We start from the raw sequence: 19042 nt of genomic DNA on the forward strand, positions 1-19042 counted from the left end.
ATGACCCCGCAGATCAAAAAACGAACCAGGCAAGCATGTACAGCGTGTTGTTGTCGCTGGCGTTTCGTCCGTTGCCGTCGTAGTTGAAGCGCGCGCCGTTGAACTTGAGGAACCACGTGTATTGCAGCGAGAGCTTTATCTGCGGCAGCGGCAGGTAATCGAGTTCGAAGATGAGGCCGCGCGTGTCGGGCAGGCCGTTGGCGCTGCCAGTCACGGGAACGGCGCCGTACAGGCCCGCGTCCGCATTGCCTGTCGTCGAAAAGTACGCGAGCGTCGCGCCGTACTTGCGCAGGTAGTAATACGAAGCTTTGAGCTTGAGCGTGTTGAGGTGATCCGTCGGATTACTGGGTGTGGGTCCCGCGCCAATACCGCCGCTCGGAAAGCTCGCGCTCCAGTCCTCCTTTTCGTGAATGAACGTGATCTGCGTGGTGAAGGCATGCGAGAGCGTGAGGTACTGGTACTGCAGGTCCAGGCCGTAATCGCTGAAGCGGTCAGTGGGAGAACCTGGAATCGTGTTGTCCGGATAGACGTCCGCGATCAGCCCGAACGTGCCCACTTCGATGGAATGCGGCCCGAACTCGCGGTTGTAGGCCACCCGCCAATACGGATTGGCACCCCTCAGGCGTTTCACGGCACCCGGCGTGGTGATGTCCTGCCCTGTGCGAAACACGGAGAACATCTGGTCTGCGGTGCGATAAAAGCCGAACTCGGCGTACACGCTGCGATTCCAGAACGCGTACGCCGACGCTCCCGCCACCTGCTGGGCGAGGCCGCCGTCGATCAGCGTGGCCGCCATCGGCGTGAGCGAAACGCTGCTCGACGCATAGGGGAAACCAAACGCCGGCGTGGTGTTCCACACGTCCGACACGGTCGGATTGTTGTTGACCGTGACGCCGTAGATGAAGTCGATGTCGCCCTGCGTGAAATGCCCTGCCGCGCGAATGTCCGTATTGTCGATGCCGCTGTGATGTGCGACGCCGTCATAGGTCCACTGTGCGAAAGCGCCTACCGGACCGGCGATGCGTCCGCCGTAGAAGAGGCTCGCCTGTTGCAGCACCACGTCCTGGTTACGCACGAAGTCGTAGTTGGCGTTGTTGATGCTGCGCGTGTTGGTCTGCGAAACCTGCGCCATGCCTGCGAGCGGAATGGTCCACTTGTTCGATAGCGTGTAGGCGGTCAGCTTGAAGAAACGCCCGAACGGTGTGAGTTCCGGGAAGCTGACGTGGCATGCAACACAGGCCAGTCCGGTTTGCCGCGCGAATGCGGGAACCGCTCGCGCCGCGGGCGCATGCGACAGCGCGGCCGCAATGAGTGTGAATACGGCAAGCCAATGCCGTCTTGTCCGGTTAGTCATGTCGTCCCCTCCGCTTCTTGTTTTTGCGGGTCCGACGGTGCTGGCTCTTGAATCAACGAGTCACACTTTGCCGTATCGGCGCACATCGGACACGGATTCAATATAGGAGTACGGCGCGTGCCAGATTTGACTGAAGTCAATCGCTCGATGGCACAACCGGAAGCACGACTAAAAAACGGTGCGCGCCGCTCTATCCACTGTGTCGAGATTGCGCCGGGACTGCGCCGCAGACTGTGGCCGGGACCACACTGCAGACATCGAGTTCACTTACATTCAGTAAGGCTAAATATGGCTATATGTAAGCCTGTGCGTAAGCCGCAGGCGTGATCCCGTAGCACCGCGCGAAGTGCTTGTTCAATGCGCTCTGATCGCAGAAGCCGCTCGTGAGCGCGGCTTCCGCCGGCGTCATGCCGCTGCGCAGCAACCGGCTCGCTGCACGAAGGCGGGTCTGGACGAGCCACGCATGGGGCGTGAGACCGGTAGCACCCCGAAACGCCTGGATCAGACGAAACGGTGTGATCTCGCAGGCCGCGGCCATCTGGTCGAGCGTGATCGGCGCATCGTAATGATCGGCGATGAGTTGCAGCGCGGGCTCGATGACCGTGCGTGCATGCAGAGGCCGTGCGCCTTTGAGCGGCATGCCGGCGTGGCGCGTGACGAGCGTGCCGAGCGCCGCGATCAGCGTCTCGTGCCCGGCCTGCCCTTCGCCCGCTTCGAACAGCGCGTGAGCCGAGAGCAGCGCACACGCCAGTTGCGGATCGGCGAGTCCGTTGGCAACGAAGCCGGGCTCGGTTGCAAGCCCGATCTGCGCACGCAGGGCCGTGAGCGCCGGCTGTTCGAGATAGAACCCGCGATAACGCCAGATCTCGCTGTCCACGGTGTGCCCCGCGTGCACCTCCATCGGGTTGAACGCGAGCACCTGGCCCGTGCTGGCCCGCTGCGTACTGCCGCGGCTGAAGAACGCGCTGCCGCCCTCTTCCGTCACCGCGAGCACCAGCGCCTCGTGCACGTGCGGCGTGTAGCGGTGGCCCAGCAGATTCGCGCGCAGCAACGAAAGACCCGGCAGGGCCGGCTCGGTCCAGTAGCGCATCCGTTCTCGGGCAATGGAGCGGGTCACGGGTGCCTCACGACTCACGAAGAGAGAAAACCGCCGTCGGCCGCGAGCACGTGACCAACGACGTATGACGCATCGTCCGATGCGAGCCACACCACCGCCTGCGCGACTTCCTCGGGCTCGCCAAGACGCCGCACGGGCAGGCTCGCCGCGATGGCGTTCGGGTCGATGCCCGAGCCGAGCATCATGCTCGTTACCACCCGCCCCGGCGCAATGGCGTTGACGCGAATGCCGCGCGGCGCGCATTCCATCGCCGCCGAGCGCACGAGCGAAATGACGGCGGCCTTGGACGCCGAATATAGCGCGAGCCCCGGATTGGGATTGCGGATGCCGCTCACCGACGCGTTCACGATGATACGACCGCCGCCGCGCTCCAGCATCGCGGGAATCTGGTGCCTGAGGCCGTAGAACACGGAGCGCAGGTTCGCGTCGAGCACGGCGTCGAAGGTCTCGCGGGTCTGGGCTTCGAGCAGCGCCCGCGGCTCCTGGTAGCCGGCGTTGTTGAACGCGACGTCGAGCCGGCCGAAGCGTGCGAGCGCGAATTCGACGAGCGCGGCGGCGTCGGCTTCGCGCGTGACGTCGGCCTGCACGTAATGGGCGTCACAGCCGGACCCGGAGCCCGCTTTGCTTGCCGCCTCGCGGCACGCTTCACGTCCCGCCTCGCGGCACGCCTGCGCCGTGGCTTCGCCCGGCTCGCGTCGACGCCCCGCGACGATCACGCCGGCCGCGCCTTCGCGCGCCATCAGGATCGCGGTGGCCCGGCCAATGCCGCTGCCGCCGCCCGTGACGAGGCAGACGCGGCCGGCCATGCGCTGCGGAGGGTGCGCGGTAGTTGTGCTGAAAGCTTCAGACGTCTGGGAATCGGGCATGGACCAAACCGTGTGACCAAATGAGCACGTAAAAGCGGCAAAAGCCCCGGGAAAGCGGGGAAAGCGGGGAAAGCGGCGGCGAGCGCGGCGCGGCAAGCACGCCCTGCGCGCTGCACGCCGTCATGGTCCTATTGCACCAAAACGGCCTTGCGGCCGTCTTGGTCAAAATTTGGCTGCCTCGTCTGGGTGCCTCGCGTAGCTGCTTCATGTGGCCTCCCCCAAGGCCCTACACCGGCGAAATCGCGGCAACGGACAGCGCGATGCACAGCGGACAGCACAGCAGCGTATCCACGAAGCCGAACACCGAGGCGTTGCCGTTGCGCTTGAATGCGCCGACATACCGGAAGTCGCCGATTGCCCGCAGCGAGAACGCAAGCGCAACCATGCCGGCGGCAATTCTCACGCTGGGCGGATCGCGCCAGAGGTCGATCCAGCCGGCCCGCATCGCGACCACGGCGGCCGCCGCACCGAACGCACCCGCAATCCCCACGAGCGCGGCGCGTGACGGCCGTACGCCGCGCGCGCCGCTGTGCGCCGAAGCGGCAACGGTGACGGCCCGCCGCCCGCCGAACGCCCAGTAGAGGTGAACGAGTGCGAGCACGCACAGCACGGGCACACCGAACATCGCTCCAATCATTTCGCTCCCCTTCTCTATCCGCACGAGCGGCGGCCAGACTGGCCGCCGTTCAGTCGTCGCTAGAACACGTTCACGACCACGATCGTGAGCAGCGCCATCACGAGCCGCGACACCGCGTAGCCCGTCGCGTAGCCGATCACGGGCACGTTCGACTTCGCCACTTCCTGCAGCGAGCCGAGCGCCGCCGTAGTCGAGCGTGCACCCGCACAGGCGCCCAGCAAGATCCCCGGATGGAACTTGAAGACGTACCGTCCGAGCAGCAAGCCGACGATGATCGGCACGATCGTCACCAGGGTGCCCGCAAGGAACAGCGTGAGCCCGTAGTGCTGGATGCCGCTCACGAAACCCAGCGCCGCGTTGAGTCCCACACACGCAATGAAGCCGTTCAGGCCCACGTTGTTGAACACCCAGATCGCCGGGCCGGGAATGTGGCCGAAGGTGCGCATCGTGGAGCGCAGGTAGCCGCAGATAATGCCGGCCACGATGGCCCCCACCGCCGTACCCAGGCTCAACGGCACGCCGCCGATATGCACCGTGATCGCACCGATCAGGCTGCCCACCACGATGCCGAAGGCCATGAACGCCATGTCCGAGCCTTCGAGCGGCCGGTCCGCATAGCCGAGCGTCCGCGCGATCTTCGCCACGTCCTGGCGTGCGCCGAGAATCTTCAGCACGTCGCCGCGTTGAATCTTCGTCTCGCGCCGCATGGGCAGCAGGATGTCCGAGCGTGTGACGTTGGTGAGGAACACGCCGCGACCAGGTTCGCCGAAGAGCGCGTCGGAGATATCGCCGAGTGTCTTGCCCGCGTAGGCCTTGCTCGTCACCACGAGGTCAAGCAGTTCCGTCGGGAAGTCGAGCAGCGGCACGTCCTTCACCTCGGGGCCGAACTGCTCCTCGTAGGCGAGCAGCGGCGCGAGACCGCCGGACACCGCGATGATGGAGTCCGCCATCAACACGGTTTCGCCTTTGCAGTCGATCACTTCCATGCCGTCGCCCAGACGCATGCGGCGCACGAAAATCTCGCGATTGAACAGGGTTTCGACGTCGGACACAGTCTTGCCGATGAGCATCGGGTTCGTGAGGCGAAACGCACGTGCGGAGTATTCGCGGTAGGCCGTCGTGCCGATCGGCGTGCCCACGCCGTGCTCGCGCTCGTAGTTCTCGCATTCGCGTGCGAGGTCGAAGCCGAACACCTTCGGCGCGACGTTGGCGAGCAGATACGCCGAGCCGATCGTGCCGAACGGATACGTGACCGCGTAAGCGATAGGCAGGAGCGCAAGCGCGCTCTGCAACTGGGCCTGCTGCAGGCCGGACTGCTGGATCAGGTCGGTGGCCACGCCCAGCACCGTGGAGTTGGTGTAGCCGCCCGAAAGCAGCCCTGCCGTGAGGGCCCCGTTGTAGCCGAGCAGCTTGCCGAGCGCGACGGCCGTGCCGGTACCCGCGAGACACACGATGATCGAGAAGATCACCTGGGGCAGGCCGTCGCTGCGCAGCGCGCGAATGAACTGCGGTCCCACCGCGTAGCCCACCGCGAACAGGAACATCGCGAAGAACGTGGACTGCAAGGCGACCGGCAGCTTGATGCCGATCTGGCCGATCAGCAGCCCGGCGAGCAACGTTGAGGTCACCACGCCGAGATTGAACTTGCCGAGCTTGAGATTACCGATCCAGAAGCCCACCCCGATCGTCAGGAACAGCGCGATCTCGGGGTACTTCTGGAGCGTGTGGACAAAGTATTCCATGATGAATCACCCGCTTGATTCGAGTAGTGGCGGATGCGCACGCTGCATGCGCATCCGGGGTGCCGGGGCGGCGTTCAGTAGGCCGGCCGGTAGAGCATGCTTTCGATCCACGAGCGGATTTCACGCGGCCGCGGCACGCCGGCAAGGCCCGAATCGAACATGTATTCGGCAATGCGGCTCGCAGTCGTGATTTCCGTTTCCAGGATGTGCTCCTGGCTCGGGAACAACATGCCCTTCGCCTGCAGCGCCGGGCCGACCTGGTCTGCCGTGGCGTGCGCCGCGACGATGAAGCACTCGTCGTTCAGGCGCGTCGGGCGGCATGCGTAGGTCGCAAGACCAATGGCCGGGTAGATGTAGAAGTTGTTCGCCTGGCCCGGCCGGTACTGCACGCCGTTCAGCTCGAACTCGTCGAATTGCACGCCGGCTGCGAAGAGCGCACGGCCGTTGGACCACGTGTAGGCCTGCTCGGCGGTGCACTCCGCCTTGTTGGTCGGGTTCGAGAGCGCGAAGATGACGGGCCGCTCGTTCAGGCGGGACATCGCTTCGATGACTTCCTTCGTGAACGCGCCGCCTTTGGTCGACACGCCGACCAGCATGGTGGGCTTGAAGCGTTCGATGACTTCCACGAAGTTGCGGCTCGGCTTTTCGTCCTGCGCCCACAGCTTCTGCGCTTCCGTGAGGTCAGTGCGCGACGATTCCACGAGGCCGTTGACGTCGAAGAGCCGCACGCGCTTGCGCGCTTCTTCGGCCGACAGACCGCGCGATTGCAGTTCCGCCGCGATCAGCTTCGCGATGCCGATACCGGCCGAGCCCGCGCCGAGGAACAGGAACCGCTGGTCGGCCAGCTTGCCGCCCGTCTGGTTCAGTGCCGCCGAGATACCGGCGAGCACCACGGCCGCCGTGCCCTGGATGTCGTCGTTGTAGCAAAGAATGCGGTCGCGATAACGGTCGAGCATGCGGATGGCGTCGGTGCCCTTCCAGTCTTCGAAGTGCACGCAGCAGTTCGGGAACACGTCCTCCACGGCCCGGACGAATTCTTCGGTCAACTCGTCGAGTTCGGCTTCGCTGGGCGGCATCTCGCGTGTGCCCATATAGAACGGGTCGGCGCGTAGCTGGTCATTGGTCGTGCCGATGTCGAACAGCACCGGCAGCAGGCAGGTGGGCGGCACCGCGGCACAGGCCGTGTAGAGCTGCAGCTTGCCGATGGGAATGCCCATGCCGTTCGCGCCGATATCGCCCAGGCCGAGGATGCGCCCGCCCGTGGACACGCAGATGAAGCGCACGTCCTTCTCGGGCCAGTTGCGCAGCACTTCGGCGATGCGGCCTTTCATGTCGCGCGTGATGTACATGCCGCGCGCACGGCGATACAGGTTGCCGAACGCGAGGCAGGCGTCGGCGACGGTCGGGTCGTAGAGAATCGGAATGAAGCGCTTCGGGTCCGACATGATCGTCTTGTAGAACACCGTTTCGTTGCGCGCTTCGAGATCGATCAGATAGACGTAGCGTGCGAGATCGTCGCCGAGACTATCGAGATGGGAAAGCACGCGCTCCACCTGGCGGTCGAGCGATTCCACTGCGTGCGGCAGCAGACCTTCGAGGCCGAACTGGCGGCGCTCTTCGTGGGTGTATGCCGAACCCTTGTTCTTTGCCGGATCGTGCAGCAGCGCGGCGCCCGCGAGCGGGGCGACAACGCGCACATTGAGCTTTTTCGTTTCGGCAGCATTGGTGATGGCCATGATTGCAATTCCTCTGGTGTGATCGGAAGTCGTACTGACACAAGCTCGCGAGAGCTTTCGCGATCTACTTTGCAAGGGGTATGCCAATCTGGCCTGGTCGTCGCAAACCCTTGTCAGGAAAGGGTTTGCGGGCGACAGCGATGACCCTCCTCAGACGTTGCCGTTCGGTTTTAAGAATGCGGGCTTCGAAGGCCGTTCGGTATTTCGAATGCCTGAACATCGGCGCATGGCGCGCGCAGCACGATCAAACACGAGCACCACGAGCACGAAGCAGAAACACGACGGGCAACGCGACAAGCGGGCTTCGGCCGCAGCGCGAAGCCCGCACACAGAAGCAGGCGGAAAAGCAGAGGGAAGGAAACGAACGGAGGAACGGGCGGAGGAAACGTGCAAAACAAAGCGTGCAAAACAAAGCGCGCAGAACGAAACGCGCAAAACGAAGCGCAGAAAAAAGCGCACGCGGCCGTCAGCTGTCTTCGCTCTGTATCTCGTACTTGCGGATCTTGCCGAAGAGCGTCGTCTTCGGAATGTGCAACGCCTCGGCCGCCCGCGACAGATTGCCGCCATGACGGCGCAACTCCTCCACGATGAGCCCGCGCTCGAACGCATCGACGGTGGCTGTCAGCGAGACCGGTTCGGTGTCCTGCGTGCCTGGCGCACCCTTGAGGCCCAGCACGTAGCGTTCGGCCTGATTGCGCAGCTCGCGCACGTTGCCGGGCCACTTGTGGGCCAGCAGCTCGCGCACCACCGTGTCTTTGATGGGCGGCGCAGGCCGATCGAGTCGCAACGCCGCCTGCTGCACGAACACGTCGAACAGCAGCGGAATGTCTTCCTGACGCGAGCGCAGCGGCGGCAGCGTGATGGTCGCGACGTTGAGGCGGAAATGCAGGTCGGCGCGAAACTTCCCTTCTTCCGAAAGCGCGAGCAGGTCGGCCTTGGTGGCCGCGATCACGCGAAAGTCCACGGGAATGAGCCGGTTCGAGCCGAGCCGCTCGACGCTGCGCTCCTGAAGCACGCGCAGCAGCTTCACCTGCATGGCGAGCGGCATGCTTTCTATCTCGTCGAGAAACAGCGTGCCGCCCTGCGCATGCTCGATCTTGCCGATACGCTGGCGCGTCGCCCCCGAAAACGAACCGGCCTCGTGACCGAATATCTCGCTTTCAAAGAGCGACTCCGGCAGGCCGCCGCAATTGAGCGCCACGAACGGCCCTTTACGTCCCGAAAGATCGTGCAGGCAGCGCGCGACGAGTTCCTTGCCGGTGCCGGTCTCGCCCAGAATCATGACGTCGGTGGAGAGCGGCGCCAGTTCCGCCACCAACTCGCGCAGCTCGACGATGGCGGGCGAGCGGCCGATGATGCGCTGCTCGAGCCCGCCGATTTCGGCCACCTGGCGGCGCAGCCGCTGCACTTCGAGCGCAAGCGAGCGCTTTTCCAGCGCGCGCTTGACGACCGAAACGAGTTCGCGCGACTGGAACGGTTTCTGGATGAAGTCATAGGCGCCGTCGCGCATGGCCTGCACGGCCATCTGCACGTCGCCGTGTCCCGTGATGAGGATGACGGGCAGGTCGGCGTCGCGTTCCACGAGCTGACGCAGGAAGGCCATGCCGTCCATGCCCGGCAGCCGGATGTCGGAGACAACCACGAAGGCGCCGTCGCGCGGCAGATTGCGCGGCACCTTCTCCACGCTTTCGAAGCCCGCTGCGCGCACGCCTTCCAGGGCGAGTGCCTGCAGGCAACCCAGTCTCACGTCGTCGTCGTCCTCGACGACAAGGACGTCGATGTTTTCTAGCATGATGCGTTTCCTTCAGACGGTGCGGCGCGCAGCGTGAGGCGGAACAGGGCTCCGCCTTGCGGCCGGTTTTCGCAGGTGAGGCTGCCGCCGAAGCTCGTGGCGATGTCGGCGGAAATGGCGAGTCCGAGCCCGAGGCCGCTCGTCTTTTTGGTGGTGAAAAACGGTTCGAACAATCTCGCCTGCACGGCGTCGGACAGGCCGATGCCGTTGTCGAGCACCTCGATGAACGCATGCTCGCCGTCGCCGTACGTGCGATATGCGCGAATGACGATCTCGCGTACCGGGCTCGCCTCCATCGCCTCGATCGCGTTCGAGAGCAGATTCACGAGCACCTGCTCGAGCCGCACGGTTTCGCCGAAGGCCAAAAGCGGCCCGGGCGGCGCGTCGATCTTCACCGCGACGTGTTCCTTTTCGAGCCGGTGGGCGAGCAGCGCAACCGCGTTTTCGATGGACGGCACGAGCGGCATCGCGACGATCTCGCCGCTCGAGCGCCGCGCGAACGAACGCAAACGTCCCGTGAGCGTGCCCATGCGGGTGACCAGTTCGCTGATGCGGCCCAGGTTGAACTGCGCCGTGGCCGTATCGCCGCGCTGCAGGAAGCGCACGGCGTTCTCCGAAAGCGTGGACATGGCGGCGAGCGGCTGGTTGATCTCGTGCGCGAGCCCCGCGGAAAGCTGTCCGATCACAGCAAGGTTTTCGGTGCGGATGAGTTCGTCCTGGTAACTGCGCAGCCGGCGTTCGGACTCGATACGCTCGGCCACCTCTTTCCTGAGGTCTTCGTTGGCAATGCGCAGCTCCGCGCTGCGGTGCTCGAAGCGCGCCTTGAGGCGCTCGTGCGCCGCCTGCAGCGCTTCGCGCGCGAGCCGCTGCTCCTGCGTATTGAGGCGCCGCTCGTAGACGATGTGCGCGAACAGCGCGACGACGGCCACCGCAAACGCGACGAAGCCGGCCTGGGCGAGCGCGAGCTGCTGCGTGTCGGACGGATCGGCAAGCACGACGAGCCGCATCGATAGCTCCGGTAGCTGCGCGGTGACGGCAAGATAGTCGCGTTCCTGTCCGGGCAATCCGGCGCGCAGGAAAGGCCGCTCGCCGAACGGCGGGGTCACGCTGCCCCACGCGAGCGGGCGCAGGTCCGCGCGGTTGTATTGCTGGGTCTCGTAGAAGCGGCGGCGTTCTGCGTCCGTGATGACGTGCGTCAGGCGATCTTTCCAGTCTGCCCGCGACGACAGCACGATCACGCCGTTCTCGTCGAGCGCCACCACACGGCGCTCGACGCCATGCAGCCAGTCCCGCTCGAGCCGGTCGAGGCCGATCTTGGTCGCGACGATGCCCACGCGCCGGCCCGCGTCGTCGTTCACGGCGGTCGCGAGGTAGTAGCCGGCCATGTTGCCCGTGGTCCCCACGGCGTAGTAGCCCACCACACGCCCCGGCTGCGCGCGCTGCACATAGGGCCGGTAGGAGATGTCGCGGCCGACGAAGCTGCCCGGCCCGTCGGGCATCGACGACGCCACCACGTGCAGCGTGGTATCCACCAGATACGTTTGCAGCGCCCCCGTGCTGTCGTTGAGGTCGCGCAGCATCCTGTCGAGCGCATCGCTGAGCTCGCGTGAATGGTCGCCCTTCAGGTACGCCGCCACGTCGCGGTTCATGGAGAGCGCGAGCAGCAGCGTGTCGAACCGGTCCGTTTCGCGTTCGAGCCGCTGCACGTACACCGGCAACTCGCGGCTCGTGGAAGCCTCCAGACTGGCCATGCCCAGGTCGAAGAAGTAGCGGTAGGCGCCCACGAAGCACAGCACGGTGACGACGAAGGTGAGCGAGAGATAGATGATGGCGTCGCGCCGCCGGAACGAGCGGATGCACGAGAGGCCGGAAAGCTCGGCGGGGTCGCCCGCTTCCGTCGCGAGACGCTCGCATCGCCCCGCACAACGCCGGTGGTAACGGCAGTCGGCCGGCGGGTCGCTGCCCGTTTCGTCGTCGGCGCGCTTGATCGTTACAGTCGTGGTCATCGTGGTGTTCCGTTGCTTTTGCCGCGCCAGATGGGCTGGCGGCGCGCGTCGTGCGCGCTCTTTCAAGGCAAGCCTCATGCCACCAGACCAGAAGCCCTCACCCGTTGATACAGCGCAAGCTTCCCCGTGCTTTGTGCGCGGCGCGTTCGGTTTTCCGAACACAGGCCGCGTAACGGGTTCGAAAAACCGAACGCCGGGCCGCGGCCGAAGCGTTGCTCCCCGGATGGCGCGGGACGCTGCCGCCGCCGTCACCAGCGCCGGGCGGTTCGCGGCCTCTGCGCCAACCCGCCGCATCCCGCGTGGCCTGCTCCTTGCGTTGAACAGCGCGTCGCGCCTTCCGGCATCGGTCCCGCACCGGTACGGCAGGCGCACTCGAACCATTCGTCCACGAGGATCAGGATGACGAACGAACGGCACATCACCGTCGTGATCGACGGCCGCACGGCCGAAGTTGCCGCGACGCTTTCCATCGTCGAGGCCGCCGCCCATGCCGGCGCGCTCACGGCGAACGTCGGCTGCATGGGCCAGGGCGTATGCGGCGCGTGCCGCTGCCTCGTGCGACGCGCGGGCGAGCGCCAGGTCACGCCGCTGCTGGCCTGCGAAACGCGCGTGGAAGACGGCATGCAGGTGAGCTTCATCGACTACTTCACGCCCGATAAGCCGCACCGCTACGAGATCGGCCAGTTCGCCGACGGCTGGCAGGCGCACCGCGAACTGATGCGCGTGTTTCCCGAGGCGCACGACTGCCGCCACTGCGGCGGCTGCACGCGCGCGTGTCCAAAAGGCATCGACGTCGAGCGCGGCGTGGCGCTCGCGGTGGCGGGCGACCTGCCCGGCGCGTCCGGCGTGTTCGATGCGTGCGTGATGTGCAACCTCTGCACACTCGCCTGCCCCGAGCGGATCTGGCCGAATCATCTGGGCCTCGCGGCGCGGCGGGTGCACACGGCGTTGACGCTGCGGCCCGTCGATCTCATCGCGCGCCTCGCGCAACAGGACACGGCCGGTCAGGACACGGCCGGCCAAGGTAGTCCGGCGCACAGCGTCGAACGCCACGCTCACACGGAGTGACACGACCATGACCGCTGCCTCCATCCGTTACGACGACGCACGCATGCGTTTGCTGCCGGGTCGCGACGTGCCCTTGCGGGAATCCGGCACCTCCGCCGCGGACCTCCTCGCCGCCTATCACCCCGACCACCGCGCAAGTGCGCGCACGCCGCTGCGCGTCGGCCCGAATGCGGGTCACGCATGCCATCCCGCGCTTGCGCGGCTTCTCGAATCGGACGCGCTGATCGACGAAGTCGATCTGGCCGGCGCCCCGCCGCTTGTCACGGACGTGCTCGTGATCGGCGGAGGCGGCGCCGCGGCGGCCGCCGCGCTCGAAGCCGCGGCCGCGGGTGCGGACGTGATCGTCGCCACCAAACTGCGCGTGGGCGACAGCAACACGGTGATGGCCGAGGGCGGCATAGAGGCCGCCGTGGGCAGCGACGACAGCATCGCGCGCCACTACGACGACACGCTGCGCGGCGGACACGGCGCGGCCCGGCCCGAACTCGTGGCGCAACTCGTGGCCGATGGCCCCGGCGCGATCCGCTGGCTGATCGGCCTTGGCGTCGCGTTCGATCTGGAGCCCGACGGCCGACGGCTGCTGCGCAAACGCGCGGGCGGCACGAGCGCGGCCCGGGTGCTCTCGCATCGCGACTTCACCGGGCTCGAAATGATGCGCGTGCTGCGCGAAGCAGTGGAACTCGACCGGCGCATCACGGTGCTGAACCGGGCGCCCGCGCTCGAACTGCTCACCGACGAGAGCGGCGCGTGCGCGGGCGCCGTGCTCTGCGATCTCGAGCACGGCCGGCTGCGCCCCGTGCTGGCGCGGGCGGTCGTGCTCGCCACGGGCGGCTCGGGCCGGCTGCACCTGGAAGGTTTCGCCACCTCGAATCACTACGGCGCAACGGCGGACGGCCTCGTGATCGCGTATCGGGCGGGCGCCCGCGTGACCGACCTCGACAGCTTCCAGTACCACCCTACCGGCATCGCATGGCCGCGGCATCTGGCGGGCGCGCTCGTGTCGGAGGCCGTTCGGTCGGCGGGCGCGCGTCTCGTCAACGGTCTGGGCGAGCGCTTCATCGACGAACTCTCGCCACGCGACGTCGTCGCCGCCGCGATCCTGCGCGAATGCGCAGAAGGACGCGGCATCGAACGCGACGGCGCCCGGGGCGTGTTCATCGACACACCGGACCTGCTCGCCCGCCAGCCGGATCTGCTCACGACGCAACTGGTGGGGCTCGCCCATCTGGCCGCGAAATGCCAGATCGACCCCACACGCGAACCGCTGCTCGTTTATCCGACGCTGCATTACCAGAACGGCGGCGTCGTCATCGGCACAGACACCGCGACCGACGTCGCGCGGCTCTACGCCGCCGGCGAGGTGGCGGGCGGCGTACACGGCCGCAACCGGCTGATGGGCAATGCGCTGCTCGACATCATCGCGTTCGGCCGGCGCGCGGGCGTGCACTCGGCCGCATGCGCGGCAGAGCGTGGACCGACGGGCCGCGCCGGTCTCGGCCACGTAGCCGCGTTCCGGCGAGCGCTAGCCATGGCGGGCGAGACGGCCGCCCCGCGCGCTCCGCTCCTGTACCCCGGGTACGGCAACTTCGATCTGCGCCGCCATCTGGCTGGCGGCGCGAGGGGGGATTAGACATGGCACGCCAGAACTATCACCTGAACAAGCGCTTGAACCAACGTCTGCTGAGTTCCCGCTTCGACGTAGGGACCGATTACCGGCGCTGGCTCGCAGCGGGCGGCGGACACGGACTCGATGCCGCGCTTGCGAATCCCGCAGCGATCATCGATACCATCGAGGCCGCGGGCCTCGTCGGCATGGGCGGCGCGGGTTTCCCGACGCACCGCAAGTGGCGCGCGGCCGCGCAGGCGGGCGCGGCCGCCGTGCCGGGCAAAGAAGCCGCCTCGCCCGGCACGACACCGACGATTCGCTACGTCGTCGTCAACGGCAACGAGGACGAGCCCGGTACGTTCAAGGACCGCCATCTCCTGTTGCACACGCCGCACCAGGTGATCGAAGGCGCGCTGATCGCCGCCCTTGCGATTCGCGCCACGCATGTCGTGTTCTACGTGAACCGGCGTCAGCGCGATGCACTCGCCGCGATGCGCGAAGCGCTCGCGCAATGGCAGACAAGCCAGCTCTTTGCGCGCCTCGCGGCGGCGCTCGGGCATCCGCTCGAGCTTGCGCTGAACGAGAGTTCGGGCCGCTACATCGGCGGGGAGGAAACGGCGGTCGTCTCGTGGCTCGACGGCGGCTTCCCCTTCCCGCGCAGCAAGCCGCCCTTTCCCGCCCAGTCGGGTATCGGCGGGGCACCTACGCTCATCAACAACGTCGAGACCATCGCCAACGTCCCGCACATCCTGCGCGACGGGCCGCAGGCGCATTGCGCGCTCGGCATCGGCGAGGCGAGCGGCACGAAGCTCTATTCGCTTTCGGGCGACGTGCTGCGCCCCGGCCTGTACGAGTTGCCGATGGGCACCCCGCTCGCCGACCTCGTGTTCGGCTGCGGCGGCGGCATGCTGGGCAGCAAGGCGTTCAAGGCCGTGTTCACGGGCGGTCCGTCGAACACGCTCCTGACCGCCGCCGACCTCGACGTCGCGCTCGACTTCGACTCGGTGCGCGCACGCGGCTCCAGCCTCGGCACGGGCGCCATGATCGTGCTGGGCGAAGGCACGAGCATCGTGCGCGAAGTCGCGCGCTACGTGGAATTCTTTGCAGCGGAGTCGTGCGGGCAATGTCCGTCCTGCAAGTGCGGCACGTTCCAGATGGCGCGCCTGCTGCACCGGATCGACACTGGCGTGGCCACGCAGCGCGATGTGGATGCGCTTGCCAGCCTCGCCACGCTGCTGCCTCGCTCGGGGCGTTGCGGTCTCATCGACGGTGCGGCAACGGTGGTGCAGAGTTCGCTGCGAACGTTTCCCGGCGAGTACGGGCTGTGAAGACCGTGAGGAGGCTGAACCGCGCATGGCGCCACGCGAGCAGCAACAGCGCCGCGAGTGCGAGCACCCAACGCACGTCGGTGGGCACGGGTTCCCGGTGCGCGAGCGACGGGTCGCGTAGTGCGGCCGCGAGCGATGCCGCCCCGAGCAGCCGCCGATACCCGAAGCCGATGCGGTTCGCCACGGTAGCCAGGTACGGCTCGCGCAGGCCCGACAATTCCTCGTGGCTTTCGCCCGCGCCCGGGGGGCGATCCGCGGGCGGGACCTGCACGACGTCGGCCGCGCTCCAGTAGCCGGTCTTGCGGCCGGTCGCGTCGGTCTTCGGCACCGGCACGGGCTGGTCGCCGCCCACGCCGATGAGCCAGCCCTTCACGCCCGGCACGCCGATTTCGATCGTGGGCCCGTTCGAAGGCAGGATGGGCGGCGCCTCCTGGCCATCGGTGAAGAAGACCACCGCGACGCCGCGTGCGGCCGGGGCGCGTCCGCGCGCTGGTTCGTCCGTTGATTTATCCGCTTGTTCGTCTGGCTGTTCGTCGGCTTGTCCGTCCGCTTGCGCGATGCCCGGGCCGCTGCCTTGCGCGGCGCTTTGACCGATCGTGTGCGCGACCCGCACCGCCGAGTAGATACCGCCCTCCGCGATGCGGCTCCAGTTGGTCCAGCGCATGCGGCCGTCGATCGCGCCTAGCGACGCCAGCAGCGCGTCGTAGTGCCGGCACACCTCCACGGGCGTCACGAGCGGCAGCGCGGCCTGGCCCGTGAACACGCTCCAGCCCACTTTCGAGCCGCACGGCAATTGGCCCAGCGCATCGCGCATCGCGGCCTTCGCGAAGTCGAGCCGGCTCGCGGGCGCCCCGTTCAGGCTCATGTCTTCGGCGTCCATGCTCTGCGTAATGTCGAAGGTGACCATGTAGGTGAACGTATCGCGCGGCAGTTCCACCGACGGCACCGCGAACGCCGCGGCCAGCAGCACGAGCGCGGCCGCCACCGCCCAGTCGCGGCCCGCGAGGACGTGCCTCGGCGCATGCAGAAGACGGCGCGCGAGGGGGCCGACCCACCCAACCCGCCCGGGCGATGTTGCCGGCGCACGACGCGTCATGGCAGGTCCTCGCTCTGCGCCCCGCGCAGCTTGATCCGGCTCTTCGTCGCGACCTCGGCGGCGGCTTCCGAAGGCTGCTCGGGCGCAAGCCGCAGCGCGCGCTCCAGGTTGTAGCGCGCGTCCCAGTCGTCGGGCGTCATGCGCAGCAGCGCGCGGTAGCGCGCCTTGGCCTGCTCGATCATCGGAGCCGACCGGCTCGTGCCCGCGTCGTCGCTGGTGCCCGCGCCCTCGCGCAGATACATGTTGGCGAGATCGAATAGCGCCGCGCGGCCGGTCTCGTCGTGCACACCGTTTTCGATGAGCGCCTCGAAGCGGCGTCCCGCGGCGTCGTACCGGCGCTGCGCCGCAAGCGCCACGGCCTGCGCAAGCTGCACGGGGCGCGGCGCGAGCGAATCGATCGTATCGGTGCTGCTTGCGGCAGCGGCAATGCCCGACGAAGCGGCCGGTGCAGCAGCCGATGCAGCCGCCAGCCCGCGCGTCACCGCCGCGACTTCGTCGTTCACGCGCTGCGCCTTCACGAGCCGGATCGCCTCTGCACCCGCAAACACCGCGCACGCAAGTGCGGCGACGGCAAATACGGCGTGAACGGTGGTGCGCTTCATGCCCAGCTCCGTACCTGAAGGACGCGCGCCGCGAGCAGCACGGCGCAGCCCGCGAGCGCCACGGCAAAGCAGACGCCGCTGCGGTCCTGGCGCGGCAACTGCTCGACGAACGAAACGGGGAAGCTCTGCTGGCGGTCGATCTCGTTCATCGCCGCCGTCATGGCGCCGGGGTCGCCCGCCTCGTAGAGGTTGTACGGCGTGGAAAGCGAAAGAAAGAAGCGGTGCAGGTCCGCCTCGGGCGCCGCACTGCCCTGCCGCGCGGCCGCGTCGAGCTTCGCGCCGTAGAAGCTGCTGCGCAGAAAGACGAAATACAGCGCGATGCGGTTGCGCGCGAGCCCTTCGGCAATGAGCTTGCGTTCGGTGTCCGAGAGCTTCGCGCCGCCGTCGGAGACCATCACGATGGCGCGATGGCCCGTCCAGGGCAGCCCGTCGAATTGCCCGATGGCCGCGAGCAGGCCGCGGCCAAGCTGCGTATCGGGCATGCCGCGGCCAATCTGCGTGCTGCCGATCGCGGCGCGAATCACGGCGTGGTCGTAGGTGAACGGCACGGCGAGCATGGGGTTGATGCCGAACATCATGAACGCGAACCGGTCGTTGGGCCGGCCGTTCACGAACTCGTCGAGCGCGGCGCGCGCCACGGTGTTCTTGGCGTCGCCGGTGGCGTTGGCGCCCTTGCTCGCCATCACGCCGTTCATGCTGCCGCTGCGGTCCATCAGAATCAGCGTCTCCGCACCGCGCCCCGTGCGGTGCGCCTGCAGATGGATGCGGCCCGGCTGTGCGAGTCCCACCACGATCGCGGCCATCGCGAGCGCGGCGGCCGCGCGCGAGACCCAGCCCAGCACGCGGCCCGCACGGTCGGGCGGCAGCCACGCGGACCACGAGAACGGCAGCGTGTCGTCGCGACGCGGCACGAAAGGCAGCAGCGCGAGCGGCAGCAAGAGGAGCATCCACGGCGCGGCAAAGTCGATGGGCGAGCCGATAGGTGCAATGAGGGACGCACTCATGACTGCCGGCGCCTTTCCGCGAGATAGAGCGCGCGGCACAGATCGACGAGGCCGCGCGTATCGGTCGCAGCAGCGGTGGCAGCGTCGGTGACCGCAGCAGTGGCGGCGTCGGTGGCCGCAGCGGCGGGCGCGGCATCGCTGCGCCGCGCCGCCGCGAAGAAGTGCTCGTCCGATTGCCGGTAGAACTGTTCGAGCCGAGGCCGCAGCGGTTGCAGCCACGACTCGCGACCGATCACCGCGGCAAGCGACCCCGCATGCACGACGTGCCCCGCCGTCTCATTGAGCGCGCGGTGCAGAACGCGCCACGCGGATTCGGATTGCGCCGCTCGTGCATCGAGCCGCCGCATCTGCCGCCAGGCTCGCGCGAACGGCAGCCGCGCGGCTTCGCGCGCATTGCGCCACCACGCCCATGCGCCCCACGCGGCGAGCGTGACCACGAGCGCGGCGAGCGCGACGCCCAGCCGCCGACGGATGGGCGCAAGCGCGACCGGCGCTGCGAGGCGATCGGGCTGTATCCCGCTCAAACCGGCCTGCGGCTCGGCTATCGGCGACACACCCGATGCATCCGCCGAGACGGTGGTGGACGCCCCATCCGCCACGAGCGGCCCGATGCCGACGCGCCATTCGGGCACGCGCAGCACGTCGCCTGCCGCGGTGTTCAGTTCGAGCGCGGGCAACGCGACCTGCGTGGGCGCCAGCGGCGCATTGGTGAGCTGATAGTCGAGGACCAGCCAGCGCCGCCCGTCGGCGTCGGTCTCGACGCGCGCCGCACGACGCTCGAACCAGACGCCGACGCGGCCCGCCGAGGGCATGGCGACAGCGCTCACGGAATGGCCGTTCGCTTCGAGCAGCACCCGTTGTGTCAGCACGTCGCCGATGGTGTGGCCGAACGCGCGCGGCTCGGCCACGCGGGCTGGCCACTCTGCGGCGGCCGCGGATGAGGCGAACGTCGCGAACATAGCAAACGTCACCCATGAAGCCGCAACCGCGAGCCGCGCCGAAGTTGCCATGGAAGTTGCCACGGAAATTGCCACGGAGCTCGCCAGGGTCCGCGCAGCGACGCGCATCACGCCGCCTCGCCGGACCTC

General features: G+C 67.5%; 15 protein-coding genes. 3 read left to right on the forward strand and 12 right to left on the reverse strand.

Translation table 11 applies throughout. The annotated features are described in order from the left end of the window. Window positions 1-13 precede the first annotated feature (13 nt). From PXJ20_RS29285 to PXJ20_RS29320, 8 genes are all read right to left on the reverse strand, one after another. Complete coding sequence (locus PXJ20_RS29285) at window positions 14-1354, reverse strand: hypothetical protein (RefSeq protein ID WP_017775840.1); 1341 nt, start codon at window positions 1352-1354, stop codon at window positions 14-16. A gap of 292 nt (window positions 1355-1646) precedes the next feature. Further along, window positions 1647-2471, reverse strand: a complete 825-nt coding sequence (locus tag PXJ20_RS29290) for a helix-turn-helix domain-containing protein (protein ID WP_421032327.1) — start codon at window positions 2469-2471, stop codon at window positions 1647-1649. A gap of 14 nt (window positions 2472-2485) precedes the next feature. Next, window positions 2486-3337, reverse strand: a complete 852-nt coding sequence (locus PXJ20_RS29295) for an SDR family NAD(P)-dependent oxidoreductase (protein WP_421032326.1) — start codon at window positions 3335-3337, stop codon at window positions 2486-2488. Between the two features lie 226 nt (window positions 3338-3563). Beyond that, complete coding sequence (locus PXJ20_RS29300) at window positions 3564-3974, reverse strand: DUF3995 domain-containing protein (RefSeq protein ID WP_026121668.1); 411 nt, start codon at window positions 3972-3974, stop codon at window positions 3564-3566. A 59-nt stretch (window positions 3975-4033) separates the two neighbouring features. After that, complete coding sequence (gene aspT, locus PXJ20_RS29305) at window positions 4034-5716, reverse strand: aspartate-alanine antiporter (protein WP_199541905.1); 1683 nt, start codon at window positions 5714-5716, stop codon at window positions 4034-4036. Window positions 5717-5790: 74 nt separating this feature from the next. After that, a complete protein-coding gene (locus tag PXJ20_RS29310) occupies window positions 5791-7452 on the reverse strand; it encodes an NAD-dependent malic enzyme (protein WP_042301693.1) in 1662 nt (553 codons plus the stop codon). A 466-nt stretch (window positions 7453-7918) separates the two neighbouring features. After that, window positions 7919-9244 (reverse strand): sigma-54-dependent transcriptional regulator, encoded by a 1326-nt coding sequence (locus PXJ20_RS29315; RefSeq protein WP_042301692.1) that lies wholly within the window; start codon window positions 9242-9244, stop codon window positions 7919-7921. Beyond that, window positions 9238-11250, reverse strand: coding sequence for a sensor histidine kinase (locus PXJ20_RS29320; protein ID WP_421032325.1), 2013 nt, complete (start codon window positions 11248-11250; stop codon window positions 9238-9240). Before PXJ20_RS29320 ends, PXJ20_RS29315 begins: the two co-directional genes overlap by 7 nt. 399 nt (window positions 11251-11649) lie before the next feature. Here PXJ20_RS29320 and PXJ20_RS29325 point away from each other — a divergent pair, with 399 nt between their 5' ends. The 3 genes from PXJ20_RS29325 to PXJ20_RS29335 are packed head-to-tail and all read left to right on the forward strand — an operon-like array spanning window position 11650 to window position 15252. After that, window positions 11650-12318: a 4Fe-4S dicluster domain-containing protein gene (locus tag PXJ20_RS29325; protein WP_421032324.1), complete on the forward strand. Its 669-nt coding sequence runs from the start codon at window positions 11650-11652 to the stop codon at window positions 12316-12318. 7 nt (window positions 12319-12325) lie between these two features. Further along, a complete protein-coding gene (locus PXJ20_RS29330) occupies window positions 12326-13948 on the forward strand; it encodes an FAD-binding protein (protein WP_421032322.1) in 1623 nt (540 codons plus the stop codon). Window positions 13949-13950: 2 nt separating this feature from the next. Then, window positions 13951-15252 carry a complex I 51 kDa subunit family protein gene (locus PXJ20_RS29335; RefSeq protein WP_421032321.1) on the forward strand — a complete coding sequence of 434 codons (1302 nt, stop codon included), beginning with the start codon at window positions 13951-13953 and terminating at the stop codon, window positions 15250-15252. On the opposite strand, the gene PXJ20_RS29340 is transcribed toward PXJ20_RS29335, so the two are convergent. From PXJ20_RS29340 to PXJ20_RS29355, 4 genes are read right to left on the reverse strand one after another with little or no spacing between them, the layout of a single operon-like run. Continuing rightward, entirely contained in the window at window positions 15185-16348 is a 1164-nt protein-coding gene (locus PXJ20_RS29340) for an MxaL protein (protein WP_421032320.1), read from the reverse strand. The genes PXJ20_RS29335 and PXJ20_RS29340 overlap by 68 nt on opposite strands. After that, on the reverse strand, window positions 16345-16950 hold the full coding sequence (locus PXJ20_RS29345) for a hypothetical protein (protein ID WP_421032319.1): 606 nt from the start codon (window positions 16948-16950) through the stop codon (window positions 16345-16347). The genes PXJ20_RS29340 and PXJ20_RS29345 overlap by 4 nt, the downstream gene beginning before the upstream one ends. After that, window positions 16947-17954 carry a vWA domain-containing protein gene (locus PXJ20_RS29350; RefSeq protein WP_421032318.1) on the reverse strand — a complete coding sequence of 336 codons (1008 nt, stop codon included), beginning with the start codon at window positions 17952-17954 and terminating at the stop codon, window positions 16947-16949. Before PXJ20_RS29350 ends, PXJ20_RS29345 begins: the two co-directional genes overlap by 4 nt. Next, window positions 17951-18964: a calcium incorporation protein MxaA gene (locus PXJ20_RS29355; RefSeq protein WP_421032317.1), complete on the reverse strand. Its 1014-nt coding sequence runs from the start codon at window positions 18962-18964 to the stop codon at window positions 17951-17953. The genes PXJ20_RS29350 and PXJ20_RS29355 overlap by 4 nt, the downstream gene beginning before the upstream one ends. Window positions 18965-19042: the final 78 nt, after the last annotated feature.

Origin of the sequence: Paraburkholderia sp. A1RI_3L (genome assembly GCF_048957895.1) — a bacterium.
Lineage (GTDB): Bacteria > Pseudomonadota > Gammaproteobacteria > Burkholderiales > Burkholderiaceae > Paraburkholderia > Paraburkholderia kururiensis.